The organism is Tildeniella sp. (assembly GCF_059505325.1).
Genome location: NZ_JCACKI010000064.1, coordinates 113,329 through 135,114, shown reverse-complemented (window position 1 = coordinate 135,114; position 21,786 = coordinate 113,329). Strand labels below are relative to the sequence as shown.

Annotated in this window: 16 protein-coding genes and 1 pseudogene; 9 read left to right on the top strand and 8 right to left on the bottom strand. The window is 51.0% G+C overall.

The genetic code is table 11. The annotated features are described in order from the left end of the window. Nucleotides 1–192 precede the first annotated feature (192 nt). On the top strand, nt 193–1,038 hold the full coding sequence (locus AC5JO6_RS21845; protein WP_496083151.1) for a type IV pilin-like G/H family protein: 846 nt from the start codon (nt 193–195) through the stop codon (nt 1,036–1,038). Nucleotides 1,039–1,040: 2 nt separating this feature from the next. Here AC5JO6_RS21845 and AC5JO6_RS21840 read toward each other — a convergent pair whose 3' ends face one another. Both AC5JO6_RS21840 and AC5JO6_RS21835 read right to left on the bottom strand, forming a co-directional pair. After that, nucleotides 1,041–1,868, bottom strand: a complete 828-nt coding sequence (locus AC5JO6_RS21840) for a hypothetical protein (protein WP_496083150.1) — start codon at nt 1,866–1,868, stop codon at nt 1,041–1,043. Between the two features lie 84 nt (nt 1,869–1,952). Next, entirely contained in the window at nt 1,953–2,552 is a 600-nt protein-coding gene (locus AC5JO6_RS21835) for a DUF1517 domain-containing protein (protein WP_496083149.1), read from the bottom strand. A gap of 351 nt (nt 2,553–2,903) precedes the next feature. Between AC5JO6_RS21835 and AC5JO6_RS21830 the strand changes: the two genes are divergently transcribed. From AC5JO6_RS21830 to AC5JO6_RS21805, 6 genes and pseudogenes are all read left to right on the top strand, one after another. Continuing rightward, on the top strand, nt 2,904–4,901 hold the full coding sequence (locus AC5JO6_RS21830; protein ID WP_496083148.1) for an ABC-F family ATP-binding cassette domain-containing protein: 1,998 nt from the start codon (nt 2,904–2,906) through the stop codon (nt 4,899–4,901). A gap of 19 nt (nt 4,902–4,920) precedes the next feature. Then, complete coding sequence (locus AC5JO6_RS21825; protein WP_496083147.1) at nt 4,921–5,505, top strand: Uma2 family endonuclease; 585 nt, start codon at nt 4,921–4,923, stop codon at nt 5,503–5,505. 179 nt (nt 5,506–5,684) lie between these two features. Beyond that, a complete protein-coding gene (locus tag AC5JO6_RS21820; RefSeq protein ID WP_496083146.1) occupies nt 5,685–6,767 on the top strand; it encodes a mannose-1-phosphate guanylyltransferase in 1,083 nt (360 codons plus the stop codon). Between the two features lie 84 nt (nt 6,768–6,851). Next, a complete protein-coding gene (locus tag AC5JO6_RS21815) occupies nt 6,852–8,504 on the top strand; it encodes an ABC1 kinase family protein (protein ID WP_496083145.1) in 1,653 nt (550 codons plus the stop codon). Nucleotides 8,505–8,693: 189 nt separating this feature from the next. Then, on the top strand, nt 8,694–9,086 hold the full coding sequence (locus AC5JO6_RS21810; RefSeq protein WP_496083144.1) for a nucleoside triphosphate pyrophosphohydrolase: 393 nt from the start codon (nt 8,694–8,696) through the stop codon (nt 9,084–9,086). Nucleotides 9,087–9,286: 200 nt separating this feature from the next. After that, a pseudogene (locus tag AC5JO6_RS21805) lies at nt 9,287–9,607 on the top strand (IS6 family transposase); the annotation flags it as partial. Nucleotides 9,608–9,903: 296 nt separating this feature from the next. Here the strand turns inward: AC5JO6_RS21805 and AC5JO6_RS21800 are convergent. The 3 genes from AC5JO6_RS21800 to AC5JO6_RS21790 form a co-directional block, all read right to left on the bottom strand. Beyond that, complete coding sequence (locus tag AC5JO6_RS21800; protein WP_496083143.1) at nt 9,904–12,243, bottom strand: CHASE2 domain-containing protein; 2,340 nt, start codon at nt 12,241–12,243, stop codon at nt 9,904–9,906. 223 nt (nt 12,244–12,466) lie between these two features. Further along, nucleotides 12,467–14,341 (bottom strand): asparagine synthase (glutamine-hydrolyzing), encoded by a 1,875-nt coding sequence (gene asnB, locus AC5JO6_RS21795; RefSeq protein ID WP_496083142.1) that lies wholly within the window; start codon nt 14,339–14,341, stop codon nt 12,467–12,469. Nucleotides 14,342–14,568: 227 nt separating this feature from the next. Next, complete coding sequence (locus tag AC5JO6_RS21790; RefSeq protein ID WP_496083141.1) at nt 14,569–14,751, bottom strand: hypothetical protein; 183 nt, start codon at nt 14,749–14,751, stop codon at nt 14,569–14,571. 83 nt (nt 14,752–14,834) lie between these two features. On the opposite strand from AC5JO6_RS21790, the gene AC5JO6_RS21785 reads away from it, so the two are divergent. Together AC5JO6_RS21785 and AC5JO6_RS21780 are read left to right on the top strand one after the other, a co-directional pair. Continuing rightward, a complete protein-coding gene (locus tag AC5JO6_RS21785; RefSeq protein WP_496083140.1) occupies nt 14,835–17,387 on the top strand; it encodes a two-partner secretion domain-containing protein in 2,553 nt (850 codons plus the stop codon). Nucleotides 17,388–17,935: 548 nt separating this feature from the next. Continuing rightward, complete coding sequence (locus AC5JO6_RS21780; protein ID WP_496083139.1) at nt 17,936–18,910, top strand: MBL fold metallo-hydrolase; 975 nt, start codon at nt 17,936–17,938, stop codon at nt 18,908–18,910. A 5-nt stretch (nt 18,911–18,915) separates the two neighbouring features. On the opposite strand, the gene AC5JO6_RS21775 is transcribed toward AC5JO6_RS21780, so the two are convergent. From AC5JO6_RS21775 to AC5JO6_RS21765, 3 genes are all read right to left on the bottom strand, one after another. Beyond that, nucleotides 18,916–20,817 (bottom strand): alpha-amylase family glycosyl hydrolase, encoded by a 1,902-nt coding sequence (locus AC5JO6_RS21775; RefSeq protein WP_496083138.1) that lies wholly within the window; start codon nt 20,815–20,817, stop codon nt 18,916–18,918. Nucleotides 20,818–20,890: 73 nt separating this feature from the next. Continuing rightward, nucleotides 20,891–21,307 (bottom strand): ATP-binding protein, encoded by a 417-nt coding sequence (locus AC5JO6_RS21770; RefSeq protein ID WP_496083137.1) that lies wholly within the window; start codon nt 21,305–21,307, stop codon nt 20,891–20,893. A 114-nt stretch (nt 21,308–21,421) separates the two neighbouring features. Beyond that, complete coding sequence (locus AC5JO6_RS21765; protein WP_496083136.1) at nt 21,422–21,757, bottom strand: anti-sigma factor antagonist; 336 nt, start codon at nt 21,755–21,757, stop codon at nt 21,422–21,424. Between the last annotated feature and the right edge of the window lie 29 nt (nt 21,758–21,786).

The window sequence follows — 21,786 nt, the reverse complement described above, 5'->3', positions numbered from 1 at the left end:
GGAAGGCTAAGGGCTAAAGGATCAAGGCTAAGGGCTAAAGGATAAGGGTTAAAAGCATAAGTCAGAGGTTGCCGTTAACTCTTGCCTTCTAACTTCATCACTCAACAAAACGTTCTCTCATGCCTCGCTACCGCTCATCACGCTCAAATGTCCATTTTGCAAACGACTCTACTAACGGTAAAATCGCTAGACATGAAGACCCTTTTGACCAATGGTTCCATTCAGTTAGCGATCGCTACGACACTGGTCGCGTGCAATACGTTTCGCCCGTCCGTCACACCATCACCGCTGCCTGATGTCTTCTCATCCAGCCCAGTAGTTGGTAGCCCTTCACCGCTTCCGATCGCAACAGGTGACCCGTTTACGAAAGGTATAGACAAGGCAGCCAGCGCCACCAGTCTGGCGCAATCAGCTCAGTCGGCAGAAGATTGGAACTTAGTGCTCACGCAATGGCAGCGATCGATCGCCTTCATGAAAGCAGTGCCGCCATCTAGCCCGAACCATGCCGCGGCGCAAAAGCTACTGGTAGCGTACCAACAGGCTTTAGCGCGCGCCCAGCAACAGGCAAAGCGGGGTGGTGCAAGCCAGCGTTCTGCGGCTAAAGGCAATACGGACGGTGGTATTCCTTTGATTGCGGGTGGGCAACCGTCTACTAGCCCCAGCCCTGCAAACGACGCGGCGACAGTTGCTGTGACAACCATTAATACCTTGCTTCAGCAGCAGACAGACTTTTTTGCCAAACAGAAACGCTTTGCCGCCAATCTGACGGAATTAGGCAGTAGCATTCCTGCTGATACGCCAAACTACACCTATAGCACCAGCGTCTTGCCCTCAAAACAGGCGATCGCTACCGCAACAGCCAAGCAAGACAACCTACCCAGCTACACGGGCGCATTCCTTGTAGTCAAAGACGACAAGAACAACGACACAACTGTGACAGCTACTTGTTTGACCAGTAAACCTGCGAAAGTGCCGCCTGCTGCCCCCCAAATGGTCGGCAAAGAGATTCAGTGTCCATCCGGTTCCTCGAAGCTATGACACTAGCGCCGTCTACCGCCAAAGCTCCGTGATCCTGAACTGCCAAAGCCTCTGCTAGGACTACGATAGCTGCCACTAGGGCGATCGGACTGTCGCAATGTGCTGTTACCAAAACCAGAACCCGTTGAGCGGTTGGACTGCCCTGTGTTGCGTGTTCTGGATGTGTTGGTGGAAGGCGTTCTTAGCTGCCCCGTTGTCCGCAATTGGTTATTACGCACCGCAGCCGGAGGAGCTTGATAACGACTCTGGTAGCTATTCACGGCTTGATTGTAAGAGGAACCGTAGCCGCCGTATCCAGCCATAGGCACACCGGGTTGATAAGCCGGCGGCATGTAATATTGTGGTCGAAACAGCAGGCTACCCAATGCTTGCCCTGCCAATGCACCTGCAAACGGTGTCCAGAAATTTGATTCTTGACGCACCACGACGGTTTCTTGGCGACCCGTTTGAGGATTATTTTGCGTTTCTGTCACGTTATGCACGTACTCAATCTTGAAGTCTTCAGTGAGGTACAAAGAAGGCTGACCCTTTTCAACCTTGAGGTAGCTCTTCTTGCCAGCCGCAACCTCCTCGTTAGTCAGACGAGCCATCTGTAAGTTAGTCGCACGAAACGCAGACGATTCGCCCGGTTTTGTGTTGAGCAGTGCCACGTTGTATTCGCCACCGTCATCGTTGTAGGTTGCCTGCTGTACAGGATACTCTCCGTCCGAGAGACGGCTTTGGGCAGCGGGACTGGTCGATTGTGTGGGCTGCGATCGCGCATCAGCATTCGATTTGTCTGCATCAGGGTTGCCACAACCAACTGACGTGAAGATGAGCGTCAAAGCCATTGAGAAAACCAAAAATTTGCGAAGCATAAGTCGGTAAGTGAATGTGTGTCGGTGAACAAACGTATCAGTAAAGGAAAAGTCAGTTTAGAGTGGAATGAGTTCTGGAAAATTGCCCAGCACTTGGTCAGCACTCAGTTCATCGCCTAATCGTGCAGGTGAGAAGTGAACCTGAATCGCTCGTAGCTTTTCCTGATAGTGCAGGTTGATCAGCGCTGTCAGTCCTGCCTTCAGTGCGCTCATGCTGGCAAGGTCAGTCTCCAGCTCTAGCACTTCGCCCTCAGAAGCGACTGTGATCATGACAACAAGATGACGGGTCGCAGGTAAGGCTAGCTCGTCAGTGTCCCCATTCGCTTCTAACGCTGGCGTACTGAGATAGCGCTGCGCCGAATCCGTAAAGAGTTCAGTGACAAAATCGCCTGCCTCACCTTCATCAAAAAAGACGTTACCTTCATTTGCAGCAGACTGCCAGTAAATGTCGTGCTGAAGCAAGCTCTGACAAATTTCCACTAAGCCTTCTCCAAGAGCACCCATGTCGCCTTCTGTATCAACAGCATCACGGGCAGCGCTATTCAGTACGCCTAGCAGTGTAGCCACTTCGTCACCCGCCAAGTGAACAAACACGCGGCAGACGACAAACCGAGTCTTGCCAGTAAATTGATTGAGGCGATCGCGCCACGCATTCATGTTTCGTTTCCCTTAGTGATAGTGATCGTTGCTCCAAGCTAACTCTACTCTTACTGTATGCAGCCGCTTGTGTAAAACTATCTACCTCTGGTTTAGCCTACGTTTCGGTCAGCATGATGTTCGGATTACTGCCCTTAAAGGTACGGTAAAGAGAGCAAGAGGGCAGAGGGAGAAAAGGGGCAGAGGGAGCGGGGGAAGGCTAGAAGCTAAAGGCTGTGTGTTGAACTCAAAACTCACCCCCCTAGCTCCCTTGCCCCCTTGCCTCCTTACCCCCTTGTGAGTGCTACCGTAGAACGGTGCTGCAAGAGTTAGACAGCCATTGTTCTTTAAGTCAAACGCTAGGATCGTCCGATGAGTATTTTCACGCTGCGATCGCTCCACAAAGACTTTGGCATCAAAGAGATTTTGCATGGTGCTAACTTTAGCCTCGATGATGGCGACAAGGTAGGACTTATTGGCACCAACGGTTCGGGTAAATCGACGCTGCTGAAGATGATCGCGGGACAAGAGTCGATCGACAGTGGCGAGATTCTTGTCAACGCTGGCGTTCGCATTGTCTATCTACCACAGCAGCCTGAATTGGATGACGATCGCACTGTGCTGGAACAGGTCTTTGCCGACAGCGGCGATCAGATGACGCTGGTGCGAGAGTTTGAGGAAATTTCTGACAAGCTGGCGCACGGGCACGGCGATCAGGATCAACTGATGGCGAAGCTGTCCGATCTGACGCATCGCTTAGATGCCACTGGGGCATGGGATCTGGAAACCAATGCCAAAATTATTCTGACCCGTCTGGGCGTTGAGGATTTTGATGCCAAAATTGGCGACCTTTCGGGCGGCTACCGCAAACGCATTGCCCTGGCAGCCGCACTCTTGTCTGAACCCGATGTGCTGCTGATGGATGAGCCAACCAACCATTTAGATGCGCTCTCGGTGGAATGGCTGCAAAGCTACCTCAACCGCTTTCGGGGTGCCCTGTTGCTCATTACCCACGATCGCTACTTCCTCGATCGTGTCACCAACCGCATTTTGGAAATCGATCGTGGCGATTTGTTCACCTACAGCGGCAACTATTCTTACTATTTAGAGAAAAAAGCACTGGCAGAAGATTCTGCCGCCAGCACCGAACGCAAGCATCAAGGATTACTGCGCCGCGAGTTGGAATGGCTGAAACGCGGTCCTAAAGCGAGAAGCACGAAACAAAAGGCGCGGATCGATCGCGCCCGTGCGTTGCAGGCAACCGAATTCAAACAAGGTCACGGCAAAGTTGATATTGCCACGGCGGGACGACGCATCGGCAAGAAAGTGATTGAACTGGTGGATGTCTCAAAGGGCTATGGCGATCGCACCCTGATCAACGGCTTCACCTACGAATTTAGCCCCGAAGATCGCGTCGGCATCATCGGTGGCAACGGGGTTGGTAAATCTACCCTGATGGACATGATTACCGGACGATCGCAGCCCGACTCTGGCACCGTCGAAATTGGCACCACCATCCACATCGGCTACTTCGACCAGCACTCCGACGATCTCACCCTCAACCCCGAACAGCGCGTCATCGACTACCTCAAAGATGTCGCCGAACTGGTAAAAATTGCCGATGGCACGGTTATCACAGCCTCCCAAATGCTGGAGCGCTTTCTGTTTCCGGGCAACCAACAGTACGCGCCCATCAACAAGCTTTCTGGTGGCGAAAAGCGCCGTCTCTTCCTGCTGCGAGTTCTCATGAGTGCCCCTAACGTCCTCATTCTGGACGAACCGACCAATGATCTTGATGTCCAGACTCTCGCCGTTCTAGAAGATTATTTAGAAGACTTCAACGGCTGCGTCATTGTTGTCTCGCACGATCGCTACTTCCTCGATCGCGTCGTCGATACCATTTTCGCCTTCGAGCCTGATGGCACATTGCGCCAGTATCCAGGGAATTATTCGGTGTATTTGGACTATAAGCAGGCAGAGGAGAGTGAGGAGAGAGGAATGAGGGGTGAGGGGCAGGGGAGCAGAGGGGCAGGGGAGCAGGGGAGCAACGAGGCACCACTTCTAACAACTAATAACCAACAACTAACAACTCCCCTACCTCAAAACTCAAAACTCTCTAGCAACGCGGCGCGAAGCGCTACTCAAAACTCAAAAAAGCTTTCTTACAAAGAAAAGCGCGAATTCGAGCAGCTTGAAACTCAAATTCCCGCAATGGAAGCGGAGAAAGAGCAAATTGAAAAAACCTTGTATGGTAAGCCGCCATCGGGTTTTACGGAAGTACAAACGCTGTCTGCCCGCCTCGCCGAGTTGAATGCAGCGATCGACACTGCGACCGATCGCTGGTTAGAATTATCAGAACTGGAGTCCTAATCCTTCACAGGTCAAAGCAATGACGGCTCTCACCCTCAACTTAAGTCCTACTCTGAAACTGACCGACGACCAGTTCTATGACCTCTGCCAGCACAACCGAGATTTACGCATCGAACGCACGACAAACGGAGAATTGATCATCATGGCTCCTGTAGGCGGTGAAGGTGGTTCACGCAGCGGTAGAGTCAATCAACAAGTGTTCAACTGGACAGATGTAGATGATCGAGGCATTGCCTTCGATTCCTCCACGGGCTTTAAGTTGCCGAATGGTGCTGACCGATCGCCCGATGTTGCTTGGGTTAAACGCGATCGGTGGGATGCCCTCACACTTGAACAAAAGCGCAAATTCCCGCCCCTCTGCCCCGATTTTGTCATTGAACTGCGCTCCGAAAGCGATTCCCTCCAAACCCTCCAGGCAAAAATGCAGGAGTACATCGAGAATGGTACGCGACTGGGTTGGCTCATTGATCCCAAACACCAGCGGGTGGAAATTTATCGTCCAGGACAAGCTGTCGAAAGTTTGCAAAAGCCAGAAACGCTCTCAGGCGAGGATGTCCTTCCAGGCTTTGTGTTGGCTTTGAAGCCCATCTTTAGCAGCATTTAAGCGCACGCAACACTACTTTTCTGGCTGATCCGGAACGGGGAGCAAACTTCTTGAGCGCGATCGCAAAGATACCGCTAAGTGAAAAGAGTCGGTAAAGATCGAAAGAAAATTAACGATATTGTGTAGGCATTCACTAAGATCGACGCGACACGGATCTTCTAACGGAGCCAATGCCGACGATGACTACTCCATCTCTAGTGCCCGTCATTCTCGCGGGAGGTAAAGGTGAGCGTTTCTGGCCCCTCAGTCGCAGAAATCGCCCCAAGCAATTTTTGAGCCTGGATGGTAGCGGTCGCAGTTTATTGCAGGCAACGGCAGAACGGTTATTGACGATCGCAGGCGGTTGGGAGTCCATTTGGGTTATCACTGCCTCGCATCTCGCAGATGGCGTGAGAGAACAACTGCCTGATCTGCCTGAAGAGAACCTTCTGATCGAACCCGAAGGACGAGACACTGCCCCAGCCGTCACCTGGAGCACCCTGAAGATCGCCGAACGCTATGGTAAAGATGTGGTAGTCGGCTTTTTCCCTGCTGATCACTGGATTGCTGATAAAGCGACCTTTGAGGCAACTCTAAACGCAGCCGCAGAGCTAGCAAGCAAAGAAGAGGCGATCGTCACGTTGGGCATTGCTCCCACCTTTGCGTCCACGGGCTATGGCTACATTCAAGCAGGCGAAACGATTGGCACGTATGGCACAAAGGCTGAGCAGGAAGGCTTTCCCGCTTATCGCGTCACCCGCTTTACCGAAAAGCCCGATCGCGACACCGCCGAACAGTTTCTTACTACGGGCAGCTTTAGCTGGAACAGTGGCATGTTCGTCTTTCGCGCTGGTGTAGCGTTAGACGAACTGCTGGTTTACGCGCCCGAAATTCTAAGCCCGCTAGAAGAACAAGGGGTCGATGCCTATCCCACCTTACCCAAAAAGAGTATCGACTACGCCTTGATGGAAAAAACCCAGCAGGCATACGTGCTGCCCGTTGCCTTTGGTTGGGATGATCTGGGCGACTGGAACGCGATCGAGCGCCTGCTCAAAGGCGAAGACTCCAACGTCGAACTCGCCAGACACGTTGGGCTAGACACCCACGGTGCACTCTTCTACGCTACAGACCACGATGATCTCATCGTCACCATCGGTCTTGAAGATACAGTCATCGTGCGCGACGGCAAAGTTACCCTCATTGTCAAAAAAGACCGAACTCAAGAAATCAAGCAGGTATTGAAGGAAATTCAAGCCGATCCGCAGTTTAGAGACTTGCTCTAGTTGTTAGTTTTTAGTGGTTAGTTGTTAGAGTCATTACAATCGTCTGTTCGCTAACAACCAACAACTAACAACCAAAAACCCTAGATGTTTTCTCGTATCGCCCAATCCAGTGCCCGCCAACGCGAAATTGCAGAAGTCGTCCTCCGCAATGGTTGGGGCTATATGCGGCGACTGCTGACCGGCACCAAAGCCGAAGAGCCGCAGCTACCACCGCCAGCCGTCCTCCGTAACATTCTGGTTGAACTGGGACCGGTCTACGTCAAGCTAGGACAGTTGCTCAGCACCCGTCCCGATTTGCTACCGTCAGAATATATTGCTGAACTGACCGCACTCCAGGCAGAAGTGCCTGCTGTTGCATGGCAAGAAGTGGAAGTCGTCATTCGGCAGCAGTTGCGTCGTCCGCTCGAAGAAGCGTTTATAACCATCAACCACATGCCCGTTGCGGCTGGCTCGATCGCCCAAACCCATCGGGCAACCCTGGCAGATGGGCGAGAAGTTGCGCTCAAAATCCAGCGTCCCGGCATTGAGGCGATCGTCGATCAAGATATTGCCCTCATTCGTACACTGGCAGATCTGGTTTCGCGTACCAATTTCGGTAAATACTACGACCTGAAAGCACTGGCAGAAGAATTTGCCACCGCACTGCTGGCTGAGCTAGATTTCATGCAGGAAGCCACTCACACCGACCAACTCCGCAGCAACCTTTCCAGCAGCCGCTGGTTTGATCCTAAACGGTTGGTGGTGCCCGAAATTTATTGGGCGTTGACCACCGAAAAGCTGCTGGTGATGGAATGGTTGGACGGTGTGCCGCTGCTGCAAGGCAATTTCTCTGGCACGGGCTATGCTGGCGATGCTACGGCTGAACGTCGATCGATCGTCAGCCTCTTAGTGCAGGCATTCTTTCAGCAAATTTACATTGACGGGTTCTTCCACGCCGATCCCCATCCCGGCAACCTGTTTTACCTCAAAGATGGTCGCGTTGCCCTACTGGATTGCGGTATGGTTGGTCGGCTCGATCCTCGCACTCAGCAGGTATTAACCGAAATGCTGCTGGCGATCGTCAATCTCGACGCTCAACGTTGCACTCAACTCACGCTGCAATTAGCCGAGTCGGTACAGCCCGTTAACCTGGCACAACTGGAAAGCGACTACGATCGCCTGCTGCGTCGTTACTTTAACCTCAATCTGGCACAGGTCAACTTCAGCCAGTTGTTTTACGAAATTTTGCAACGAGCGCGGGCAAACCATCTGCGCGTTCCCGGCAACATGGGACTCTACGCCAAAACGCTGGCAAACCTGGAAAGCGTTGCCCGTAAGCTTGACCCCGAATTTAACCTGTCTGATCAGATCAAACCCTTAATGACCGACCTGTTTCGACGGCAATTGGTGGGTGAGGCACCCCTTCAGGCACTCTTACGCACAGCCTTAGACATCAAAACCCTATCACTCCAATCGCCCCGTCAACTGGAACTGCTGCTCGATCGCGTCACCTCCGAAACCCTCCAGTGGAACCTGAACCTGCGCGATCTCGACCCCGTCCGCCGCAGCCTGGATGACTCTGCTAATCGCGTGTCGTTCAGCATTGTCGTGGGTGCTTTGATTATGGGTGCCGCCACAATTTTGGCGAACGATCGCACAGGGCGGTTGTTTTGGGTCAGCAGCGCTCTGTTTTTCTCTGCCAGCTTTCTTGGTCTTTGGCTCATCGTGAGCATTCTGCGATCGGGGCGGCTTAGATAAGACCGATTCTTTAATGCTATGTGCGAGAAATAGTGATCGCACCTAAACAATCGTTACTGCACTTGAGAAATAGTGATCGCACTTGACTGTCACAACCACGCAAAAACGACGAGAATAACAGCAACGTAAAAATGACATAACTGTCACCATACTTTTCAGTGTTGTTGAGGTAGTCCTCCAGAGGCTTTAGTGAAAACAGTTTTTCATAAACTGGTGCGCGAGGCTTCAGAGGAGCGGCTTCGCCAACGCATCCCCGAAATCATTCGGACGGCAGGGCAGGAATGTGCGGTAGAGACAATGAACGAGGAAGCTTTTCACCAAGCACTCCGAGCAAAACTGGTGGAAGAAGCGCAAGAAGCTGCTGCTGCCACTTCTGAAGAGTTAGTCACAGAGTTAGCGGACCTTCATGAAGCCATGGACGCACTGATGGCGGCTTATTTCACTAAACTGTGGCTCACAGGCAAGCTTCGGCTGGCGGTCAGCAGTCAGCGGTCAGCGGTCAGCGGTCAGCGGTCAGCAGTCAGCGGTCAGCGGTCAGCGGTCAGCGGTCAGCGGCAAAAACGAATCTGTAGGGCGATTTGATAGCATTGGTATTACAGCATTGACCACACTGCCGTGTTGGCAGTGCAGAAATATAGACAACGCGATCGGGGAGGTCTCAGCCAGCACCTCTGCTTGCTATGGAGTGGGGCAGACTAGAGACAGTACTGTTAGAGGCAGCCTTCTTGAGTCTGAACGCGCTTAATCTTCGCCATCAATATCGCAGCGATCGCGAACCTTTTATGGATTGCCCTTACTGCCGCTCTACCCGCACAAGCCAATTGCAAAGCACAACAGACCTGGGCTATCTTGTGTTTCGCTGTAAGGAGTGATATCGCACCTTTACCGAACGCACGGGCACTCCCTTCAATTTTATTGAGGTGCCCACCGATAGCGTGTTTCAAGTCTTACGGTGTCGGTTCCGCTACAAGCTGAGTTTCCGCGACATTTCAGAATTTTTCTTGCTGCGGGGGTTTGAGTTTACTCATGAAACGGTGCGCGATTGGGAAGAACGGTTTGCTTCAATCCTTGTAGAGCAGTTGAGGGCTAAACGCAAAGTAAAGTGAACCAGATCACTAGGTGCAGGGGTGAAACTCCTGGCTGGATCTAAACCTCTTCTTACAAATAATTAGGGCTACCTGTTTAGCTGCTAACTGAATCGTTGAGTCTTGCTCACCCATGATTCAGGATTGCTAAGGTCACCTGATGTGCAACTAAAATCAGCCCTCATCCCCCAGCCCCTTCTCCCAAGGTAGGAGAAGGGGAGCAAGACTCCCTCAAAGTCCCTCTCTCGCTCTGGGAGAGGGATTTAGGGTGAGGGCGATCGGGAAAGTTGCACATCGCGTTAAGGTCAGTTACTTCAATCGCCAGTGGGTTGAAGCGACTGATAAATTGCATTCAGCTGAGCTTCAACGTCTAGCGGTCTGTTCGTAAACCGAATGTAGAAGCTGTGCTTCTCCGCTGGTCTTTCCAAGACTTTGGCATAGACATCTTCACTCAGCGATGTTTCGGTAGAACTGTCTGCTTCTTGAGCATCTCTGCTGTAGAGTTTTTTCAAAACTCTATGTACCTTTTCTTGCTCATAGTTTTTGCTGCTGGCAGAGTCTTGCTGAGGAATATAAAGGTTTAGTTTGAGATTAGTCAACGGTGCTGGAATAGCGTGCGCCTCATCCAGACGCACTTCTGCTTCTTTGGCGGATAGTCTAACTAATTTTCCTTTCACTACCGTGCGATCGATTTGCTTCCCATCTAACGTGGCATATTGCATCACCATTGGATGCGGTAAGTCAAAGAAAATCTCTTCCTCTTTGGTTAAATGTAGATTGTACTTTCCACTCATGCCAACCACTTCATAGATCATGATGGGATCATGCACACCTTTGGGTTGCACCTCTCGTTGTCCATCGGTAATTACAGTGGAACCTACTTCTTTGAGTGTCGCTTCGGTGGTAAAGATTTGTCCTCCCACTGTATAGCTCTCAACGCGGTAGGTCAGGTTCACCTGATCACCCACAATGCCATATTTGGTGCGTGTTTCAGACCCAATGTTGCCGACGACCACCTCTCCAGTATTGATGCCGATGCCCATTTCTAGTTGAGGGAGTCCCAGTTGTCTCATTTTTTCATTGACTGGCTCCATCGCAAGCTGCATCGCTAGGGCACAGGCGATCGCTCGAACCGCATCATCTTCGCGGGCAGTCGGAGCACCAAATAACACCAGAATGCCATCGCCCATAAATTCATCGATCGTGCCCTGGTAGCTGGTAATGACATCTGCCATATAGCCCAGGTAGAGGTTGATAATTCTAATCACTTCTTCGGGGGGTAAGCGCTCAGAGATGGCAGTAAAGCCTCGAATATCGGAGGTGAGGATCGTAATTTTCCGTCGCTCACCACCCAGTTTTAGACCTTCGGGATTTTCCAGCAAGTTCGCCACAATTTCACTGGTGACAAATCGTCCAAACGCTTTGCGAATCTCGCCAGCCGAACGGGCAATGTAGGCAGTGACCACGATCGCAGAGCCAGTCAATGCCAGAATGGGAGGCACCAAAGGTATCCACCAACCCGCTAAAAATGCCAGATAGCTACCGACCACTAAGCCGAGTGCCGCTAGAGCAATGCCCGCTGTCGTCCAGGGCGATCGTCTCGTCAGGCTGCCACTGTACCGTTGTCTCCAGCTTAAGGTGGCACCGATCAACGCCCAACCAAAGATCCAGAGGCTTTCCCACTGCAAGCCCCAGGTTCTGATGAACGGGCGATCTTCTAATGCCGCACTCAAAATTTGACTGATGCTGTTGGCATGAATCACCACACCGGGCATCCGTCTGGTCGACGTGAACAAACTGCTGCTGTAAGGCGTGTAGAAGAGATCTTTCAAGCTTTCAGCCGTTGGACCAAGCAAAACAATGCGTCCCCGGAGCGAGTCTGGAGGGATGCGGTTCTCTAAAACATCCACCATCGATAGGGTGGGAAAGCGCTGAATGGAACCCCGGTAATTCAACAGCACTTGATAGCCCTGATCTTCCGCTCGCACATACCCTCCGTCACTCGATTGAAATAATGGCAAAACCGCAGGTCCGACCTTGACCAGATCATCTTTTGTTAAGCCTACGGAGATTCCTTGAGCCTTCAGGTGCAGGTCTGCCAGCTTGAATGCAAAGCTGAAGATGGCATCACCCTCTTCGGGTGATACATAAATAAGACCGCGACGAACCTTTCCATCCCGATCTAAGGGAAAGTCATTGACACCCACCTGATCCCGCTGCTTCAGTACAGGCGGTGGATTAACAGCATGGCTATCGATTTGTTCGGCGACCTTCTGCACCCCAATTAAGTAGGGAGTTGATTCGCATACCTTAACGAACTCTTGATAACCCAGACCAACAGGCTTATCGCGGTAAAAGTCCAGTCCAATAGCGCTCGGCTGCTGTTTCTTCACATTATTGATGAGACGGGCTAACACGGCATCTGATGCGGGCCAATCGAGTTTTTGAATCTCTGGCTCATTTAGCTCAACAATGACAATGCGTGAGTCGATCGCTTCTTGAGGGCGCAGTTGAAAAAATTGATCGAGCGCTGCCATTTCCAACAGTTCTAACAGTCCTGTGAAACGGAGCGCCAGGACAAAGATAGTTACGCTGGGAGCCGTAATGAGAACACCACGCCACTGCCAGAGTTGCCGCTTCAGTTGATCCCACATAAACTTACTCGCTAAAAGCTTGTTAAAAAATAACTGCACACTTTTGGATTGGCTATCAGCTATCGGCTATCAGCTATCAGCTATCAGCCATCAGCTATCAGCCATCAGCCATCAGCTATTAGCTTTTCTCTGACCACTGACCACTGACCACTGACCACCGACCGCTAACAGCTACAAAACATAACATTGTTCCTTTACAGCTTCTAAGTATGCCCATCATACTTCAACAAAAACTACCGTCCATTTGCAAGAGTGATGGAGTCGTTAAGTAGCCGATGAAGTGATCCTGCCCTCTTTTCTGGCAAAGGGCAGCAAAGATCGTCATTGCCATACAGTTTAGTAACTTCTTTGTTACGTTAATACTTGTTTCGTTAGCGCTGCCAGCCTGGTGAAACAGCTCAACAAGGCGCGTTGGAGCAAACAGCGGCGGAGCCATATCAAAATAGTGGTCGCAAAACTCTGGAAAAATTTGCACCAGCAGTTGATACATCAATTGATGGATTGAGGAGAGATCGGTGGCGGCATAAAAGAATCCAGACTTCGATCGCCGCGCAAACGGTTCTGGTAAACATTGCTGCGCCACTCGTCGAATAATGGCTTTATCCCACAGCAATTCTGCCTGATACTGCGGTGGAATCGATGCCAGCAGTTCCACCAGGCGGTGATCTAGAAACGGTACGCGAGCCTCAATTCCCTGACTAGAAGACGTTCGGTCTTCATGCCAGAGATTATGAGACTGCAAGTGCATGATTCGACGCAGCATTTCTCCATGAAACAGGGTGCCGTTAAGGGGTCTGGGTGAAACAGGTAGTGCAACCCTTCCCTCTAACCAGGGCAACCATGACTCTGGCACATTACGTTCTGCAAAAAAGGGAGTCAACGTGCTGTGCTGCAAGTCATTCAGATATCCCTGCCAGTCTGTAGCGGGTGACTGTACCGGGTTGGAGTATCCACCCGCAAACTCATCGGCTCCCTGTCCCAGCAGCATCACTTTCAACTCAGGATAAACCGTTTTGGCATAGCGATGCAGCTCGTGTTTAAAGAACCATTCCAGATCGAATCTGGGAGAGTCCATCATCCAAACAAAATACTCAAACTGAGCGAGTGAAAAATCAAGTTGCGGAATGAGTTGATGGTGATCAAACAAAACCGGATGGAAGGGAAGTTGCAAATGGTTTGCAACCTGTTGAGCGGCGATCGCATCTCCAGCAGCAATGGTGCATGGCTCAATGACTGTAAAGCACTTGAGATCCGGGTTGAGTTTAGCGGCAACTGCCGCGATCGCCGATGAATCCACGCCACCACTCAAAAAAATGCCCATTGGTACATCACTCATCAGGCGCTTCTGGACGCTATCGGCAAACAACTCGCCATACTGGGCAACGTAGTCATCAGGAGACGCATATACGGCTCGATCGTCCGTCACAAAATGTTGCTCAAGTGACCAATAGTTGATTGGCTTCAGTGCTTCAGACTGGTCGTAAAGAAGGTAGTGACCAGCCGCTAGGAGATGAATGCCTTGCACATAGCTGGATTGTGGAATCGGTGTTTTTAAATCCCACCAGTTAGGGCGGTTGGGGCAAGCCGGATGAACCAGCAAGGCTTTTAGTTCAGACCCAAAGATCAGTTGCGAACCCACCTGACTGTAATAGAGCGGTTTAATGCCCAGACGATCGCGGGCTAAAAAAAGTTGTTGCTTAGTCGTATCCCAAAGGGCGATCGCAAACATGCCATTCAGCAGATTCAGGGCATCTGCACCTCGTTCTTCATACAAATGCAGCACAATCTCGGCATCTGATCGTGTGCGAAAGGTATGGGGTTCTCGCAGGTGCGATCGCAACTCCCAATGGTTGTAAATTTCCCCATTCACCGCTACAAAAAGCGTGCCAGCCTCATTCCAGATCGGCTGCTGTCCACCGGGCAGATCGACGATCGCCAACCGCCGGAAGACAAATGAGAGTGTGCCATCATCGAAGCACTGCTCATCATCGGGTCCTCGACGAGCGAGTTGCTCACCCATTGCGTTGAGTACGTGCGATCGTTCGGGGCGAGGCAAGGTCTGGTGATGAAAATTAACAAATCCAGCAAAGCCGCACATACGAGTGGCACCTTGATCAGCGCTTGAATCAAAACCTCAATAAAAATAGTCGCAACCTGAAACGATCGCGACTACTGATGTCAAAGATGAACTTAAACAAATTTTAAGCCTTGCACTCAGCTCTACAGCCTAGGCTAATCAGCGTAGCCTCTACCCATTCTCTAATTTGCTCAAAAGACTGGAGCCATTGCACGTGCGACTTTACAGAGAACTGGGTTTAGCTCTAATTAATTACTTTGATCGCCTCGAGCCGGACCTGCTCCAGCGACATTCTCTAGTTCTTCTTCAGACAGTTCGACGGACTCATTCTCTTGCTTAAGTGAGTCTAACTTTGTTTCTTCAGTCTTTTTGGCATCTGTTGCCTTTTCCTTTGTTGCCTTTTCATTCGTTGCTTGCTCGTTCGTCGTCATCGCTCGATCTCCGGGAATCCTGAGTGTATATCGGGCATTATACTACCCACATATAGAACTTGCCAATGATGCAAGCTACCTCTATGACGCAGCGAAAGGGTCAATTCAGCGTTCCTTCTAACCATGACGGTGACATTACAAATGGTAAAAATCTAGCAAGTGAAATCACGGATAAAGCCATCACTTCTTGCCTGTTTGCGGTTGTGCTTACCCTTGCTGCGATCGACCCTGCAAAAGCTCAAATCGCAGGGGATACAACCTTGCCCATCGGGGAGCGATCGCAGGTTTCTGGCGATCCCAACATTCAGATTGATGGCGGCGCACAGCGAGGCAGTAACCTGTTCCACAGCTTTAGCCAGTTCTCCGTACCGACAGGCGGGTCTGCCTTTTTTAACAATGCGATCGATGTGCAAAACATCTTCAGCCGCATCACGGGTGGATCAAGCTCAACGATCGATGGTCTCCTTCGCACCAACGGCACTGCCAGCCTGTTTCTGCTCAACCCCAACGGCATTTTGTTTGGACCCAATGCCAGCCTGCAAATTGGCGGTTCCTTTCTTGCCACCACTGGTAGCAGCATACGGTTTGCGGATGGGACTGAGTTCAGCGCCACGGCTCCAACGACTCCAGTGCTGACGGTGAGTGTTCCCATTGGAGTCCAATTCGGCAGCAACCCTGGCAGCATTCGTGTGAGCGGATCAGATCTCCAGAAAGCGGGCAATACCATCGGTCTACTGGGCGGCGATCTGACCATTGAAGGGGGAATCCGTGGGCTAGAAGGAAATGATCTTGTGGCAGCGCCCAGCGGTCGGGTTGAACTAGGGAGTGTGGCAGGAAATAGCGTTGTCAGCCTAACGTTTGCCGATCGTGGGTTCACCCTGGGATACGGTCAAGTCAACACCTTTCAAACCATCCAGCTTCTGCAAAACTCTATCGTTTCTGCCAATGATGGTGGAGACATTCAGGTACAGGGGAAGCAAGTGCAACTGGCAGGTGGTTCGCAGATTGCCACTGTCAATACGGCAAGTTCACTGCTACCCGGTGGCATGTTGACGATTAACGCTTCTGAATCGGTTGAACTGTTGGGAACAGGCGTTTACACTGGTTTTGGAGAATTCCCAACCGGTGTGTTCAATCAGACTACAGGGGCTAGCACTGCCGGAACACTCACTATCAATACGAAGCAGTTACTGGTTCGAGACGGGGCATTCATCTCTGCGTCTACAAGCGGAGCGGGACAGGGCGGAAATTTAACGGTGAATGCGTTCAACTTAGTGACAGTAAGTGGCGTTTCGGCTACCGACTCAACCCTTTTTAGTGGCATCTCTGTAGCCTCTAATGCCTCTGGCACTGGGAATGCAGGCAATTTAGTCATCAACACAGGCAATCTGAGTGTGAGTGGCGGCGGACAAATCAGCGCGACGACCTTTGGCAGTGGAACGGGTGGCGACCTGACCGTGAATGCCTCCGCTGTTCAGCTCACAGGCGGTAGTACCAGCCAGGTCAACGGTTTGTTTGCGCGGGTGGGCAGTGTGACAGGCAATAACACGCGGGCAACCGGGCAAGGGGGCAACCTGACCATCAATACCGATACGCTCGTGGTGCAGAATGGATCACAAGTTTCAACAGGCACGTCTGGTTCTGGGCAGGCAGGGAATTTAATCGTGAATGCGGCTGAATCGGTGGAGGTGACGGGACGTTCTCTGAGCGATCGCAGTCTCAGCCTCCTCTCTGCTGGCTCGACCAGTGCTGGAGCCGCAGGTAACCTTTCGGTGTTTACAGATAAACTCACGGTGCAGGATGGAGGAGAAATCATTGTCAGCGGTACAGGCACAGGTGTAGCTGGCGACCTGCAAATTACTGCCCCGTTGATTCTGCTCAATAATCAAGGGCTGTTGGCGGCAGAAACGAAGGCAGGGCAAGGCAACATCACCCTGACCACCAGTGATTTGCGCCTGCGTCGTAATAGTCTGATCAGCACCAATGCCACAGGAAGCGCGACGGGCGGTAACATCACCATCAACACTGATACGTTAGTTGCCCTGGAAAACAGTGATATCACCGCCAATTCCCAGGAAAGCTTTGGGGGCAGGGTCGTTATTGATGCACAGGCGATCTTTGGCACCCAGTTTCGGACACAACTTACGCCAGAGAGCGATATTACGGCAACCTCTGCCTTGGGCGCTCAGTTTAGTGGTTTAGTCACGATTCAGACTCCAGGCATTGACCCCAGCCAGGGGTTAGTGCAGCTTCAGACGGCGATCGTTGACCTGAGCAAACTGGTTGTGCAGGCTTGTTCATCGGGCGTGCAGCAGGCGGCGGGTGAGTTTGTTATTACTGGTCGCGGTGGCTTACCGCCCAGCCCTACCGATGCCACAGGTGAGGATGGGGTGCTGGTTGATCTGGGGCAACCGTTGGGCGATCGCCCAACTTCTGCTCCAGCAATGCCTTCCTCTAACCAATCGATCCGCAACGCCAACTACGCCAATGGGGAGACTCCAATCGCCCCACTGGTGCAAGCCCAGGGATGGCTTGTCAACTCGAAGGGCAATGTCGTGCTGTTGGCTCAGTCTCCTACCGCAACGACTCAAGCAGTCCCCTGGATGGCTTCTAAGCCTGAGTGCAAGGTTCGTTGAATGGATGATGGCGATCGACACGAAGCGTAGTGTAGCAAAAAAGCTGTCAGAAAAAATTCCGTCCTCCAGACAGATAGTTTTCAGAGCGAGAATGACCATACTAAGCATGAAGTCTACTCGATCGAAAAGCCGTGTCTGAAGAAGAAAACCAGTCCGTGGATAGGGACGAACTTTCAGAAGAGGAGTTGAAGCAAATCAAAGCAACTCCCCGTTATGAGCACAGTTGGCGGCATTCTGGAGTTACTCCAGTGGTTCGCCCCCAAACGGTTAACGCTGACCCTGCCAATTCTGGATGTCTTCTAGAAAACAGAGCATTCCTTCCTCATCCTTTAGTTTAAACTCCCTGACACGATGGTTGTGTATCAGTTCGCTTCAGATACTGCATTTGTTGAGTCAGTAGAAACACGGATTTTTGCGTATCTTTAACCCATCCTGAACTAGAATTTAGGCTAAGCGCTTAAGTCGGCACCGGATTATCATGCTCGTTAAGCGTTGGATAATCAGCTTGTTGGCTATTTCTATTATTCTTTAAGCGTACTTCACCGTTAATGCACGTCAAACTTTGGGGAACTCGTGGTTCCTTACCGACCCCTCAGGCTCCAGAGCAAATCGAAGCTCGGATCAAAGGTTTGTTTCAAGGCTTCTTTGCGGCGGGGCATCAGCAAGCATCTGAGGTTGACGATTATTTAGCTAAACTTCCCGCTGATCGCTTTGGGGGCTATGGGGGTGAGACGCTGTGTGTGGAAGTATCCACCAGCCAACAGCGACTGATTATTGATGGTGGTAGTGGAATGCGATCGCTCGGCTACGAGTTGGCAAAAGGAGCCAGTGGACACGGTCAGGGGGAATTGCACATCCTCTTTACCCACTTCCACTGGGATCACCTCTCAGGCTTGCCCTTCTTCCTGCCACTGTTCATTCCGGGCAACAAAATTCATGTGTATGCGGTGCAACCAGACCTACCAGAGGTCTTCCGCACCCTGTTTAAAAAGCCCTATTTCCCGGTGCCTCTGGAAAAGATTGATGCGGAGATTGAATACCACCAGCTCATGCCCCGACAGCCCGTTACGTTTGATGATCTTACGGTGACACCGTACCAGTTAGATCACCCCGATCCGTGCTGGGGCTACAGGTTTGAAGCGGGTGGCAAGGTGCTCTCTTACTGCGTTGATAACGAAATTCAGCGCGTTTCTCGTGAAGATCTGGGGTTGGATTTGCCGCTGTATCAAAATGTCGATTTAATGATTATCGATGCACAGTACACGCTGCTAGAGGCAACAGAGAAGATTAATTGGGGACATGGTGCGGCACCCGATGGGCTAGAAATTGCGATGCGGGAAGGGATCAAACAGGTGTTATTTGTGCATCATGATCCAGCAGCATCCGATGCCAAAGTTGCCGCCGCAGAATGGCAGGCACGGTGCTTTTACGAGAAACAACTTCAAATGATACATCGTTCACCACACAAATTGCATGAATTAACGTGGTCGTTTGCGAGAGATGGCATGACGATCGCACTCTAACCCGCCTAATATGCCCACCGATCGCGCCATTTGATGGTGCCTTGATTCACTAAAATCCAGCGACGGCAGACGAGATTTTCGTACAGTGGTGGTTGATTCGCGCGCCACATTGCGTACTTATAGGCGATCGGTTTGCCAGCCGTTTCATGCAACGCAATCTCACCAAACCAGGTGCCAGGGTTAATATATTCCAGTGCATACGCCTTGCTAATTTCCCAATTGCCCAACTCCGGGCAATCGCCAATCACAACCACAGTATCGCCTGGTTGGGTTTTGATGCCATTCAACTGCACCCGCACAATCACTTGCCCCTTCACACGTTCCCCAATGTAGCTGAGGACGATCGCTTCCTTCTCTCCCAATTGCAGCCCCGATAGTTTGCCATCTTTAACCTCAAAGCGGCGATGCGTCAGGATGCAGTTATAGTCTCCGTCTTCCAGCTCGGTAGAGGGCACATCGATCGCGATCGCCTGTCCTTTGTTCATTGCCACAAAACAGCGAGAATCCCGATAGCGTCGCACGTAGCAATAGATATCCGGGGTAATGTATTTCTGGACTTGACTCCCCAACGATACCGATGGATTCAACCGTCGCAGTTTAGAAAACAACTGTAAGTCTTGACAAATCTGAGTGTCAGTATCCCACCGTTCCATCATGGGACGGTTATAAGGGTCATTGCCGCCGTTAGTGTCGTTGTGGAGATACTGCTCGGTGCCATAGTACAGGCACGGAATCCCGCGAGAGGTCATGATCAGGTTGATGGCTAACCGCAGAATATCTGGGTCAGCGTTCAAGCTTTGGAAGCGCGGCATATCATGATTATCAATAAAGGTAATCAACTCAGTTGCCGTGTCGTAGAGGTAATCCAGATCCAGGATTTTTTGAATGAGGTGAAAGCCACCTTCGCTGCCTTTGGCTAACGCTGCCCGGATTGCCTCACAGAAACCAAAGTCCAAAATTGACATCCCAGACTTATTGGCAAAGTTCACCGAGCCGTGATCCCACGGCTTGCTAAAGCCCCATTCGCCAAAGATAAAGATCGATGGTTTATGGGTTTGCAGATCTGCCGTGAACTCTTGCCAAAACCAGATGGGCATGTGTTTCACGGTATCGACGCGTAAAGCATCAACGCCCCGATCGAGCCATAGTTTGATGGCAGTTTTGATGTAATGACGAAAATCAGGGTTGCTTTCGTTGAAGTCTGCTAGTCCCGCCATTTCACAGTTTTCTAGCTGCCACTGGTCTTCCCAATCGGTTACTTCTCCATTGTGGTGATACCAGTTGTTTGTATCGTGATGAAAATCAGCGATTAAAACACCGTCATCATAGAGCCTACCTTTATGCCCACCGACATCCGGGCTGCTGTGGTTACACACAATATCGAGAATGAGCTTCATGCCCCGATCGTGCATTTCAGTGACTAATTGATCAAACACCGCACAGGTAAACAGCGAGGTTTCCTCATCTTTAGCGACAAAACGAGGATTAATCCGCTTAAAGTCTTTCGTCCAGTAGCCGTGCATGGCGGCGAATTCAAACTGCAATTCTTCCACCTGCTCAAAGATGGGAGAGATCCAGATGGCTGTAATGCCTAATGCCTTTAAGTAGTCCAGTTTGTGAATAATCCCTTGCAAGTCGCCGCCCCAGTATTTGCCCCATTTTTGCCGAGTGGGATCATATAGGTTTGGGTTTGGTCCGGCATTGTTGCTGGAATCACCATCATGAAAGCGATCGATAATGATGAAATAAATGGTTTCCTGCCGAAACTCGATCGCTCTGGTAAAGAGAAACTCAATCTCGGCATCAATAACAGGCTTAATTTCGTCCGCATGAAAGCCAGCCGCCGCTTTTGCCGCAACGACTTCACCGTGGGGCTGTAGTGAAGAGTCTTGCATCATGTTAACCATTTGCTCTGATAAATTACTTCTGAAGGCAAGATCCCCGACTTCTCAAAGAAGTCGGGGATCTAAACAGCTAATTTCAGCGATTCATCACAAATGTGTTGCGATTGCGATCGCCATCTCGTTCATAGATAAACTTATCAACGCCCTGAAGTGCCAGATAGATGCCCAAACCACCGACCTGCCGTTGTTCAAGGGGAAGTTTCAATGCATCTTCTTCAGGCAGTAAATGCTGGTGTGGATCGTAGGCTGCGCCAGTATCTTCAATGCCAAACGTGAGTGCCTTTTCATCCACGTCGAACGTTAAGTCCAATACCCCTTCAAGCCCTGCTTCCTCATAGCCATGCACAATCACATTCGTAGCAATTTCATCGACAGCCAAGCGGAGACGGTAAGACGCTTTTTTATCCAGCCCCGCCGTCGCTGCTGCCGTTTTGATAAAGTCTGCGATCGCGCTTAACGAATCGAGCGTACCGGGTACAGTAAGAGATTGCATAGTCAAGTGACTCCGTTGTGGGGTCGATGAGTGGGATGAGCGGATGAGTCATGCCTCTACTCGTCTACTCATCTCCCATCCACATCACTGATATAAGCCGTTTAGCATGATGGATCAAGTGGTCTCAATGGCTGACTCATCATCAACGACAAACACACTATTGACGAAGCCTGTTTTGGTGAGGGTATCCAGTACTGTCTCTTGTGCGCCCACCACATATAGATCAGTATCCAGTCCAATTTTTTGCTTCGCGTAGATCAGCACCCGTAAGCCTGCACTTGCCATATATTCCAGGTCTTGCAGCAGTAATACCAGGCGTTTGACGTTCAAACTGGCTACTTTTTCCACTTCTTCCTTAAAGATTGGTGCCGTGCTTGCATCCAATTCTCCAACCAGAGTGATTTTGGCGGTGTCTGCGGTAGTGGTATCTAGAACGGCGGTGAGAGACATAGTTTTTGTGGTTTGTGTATGGTTAACGT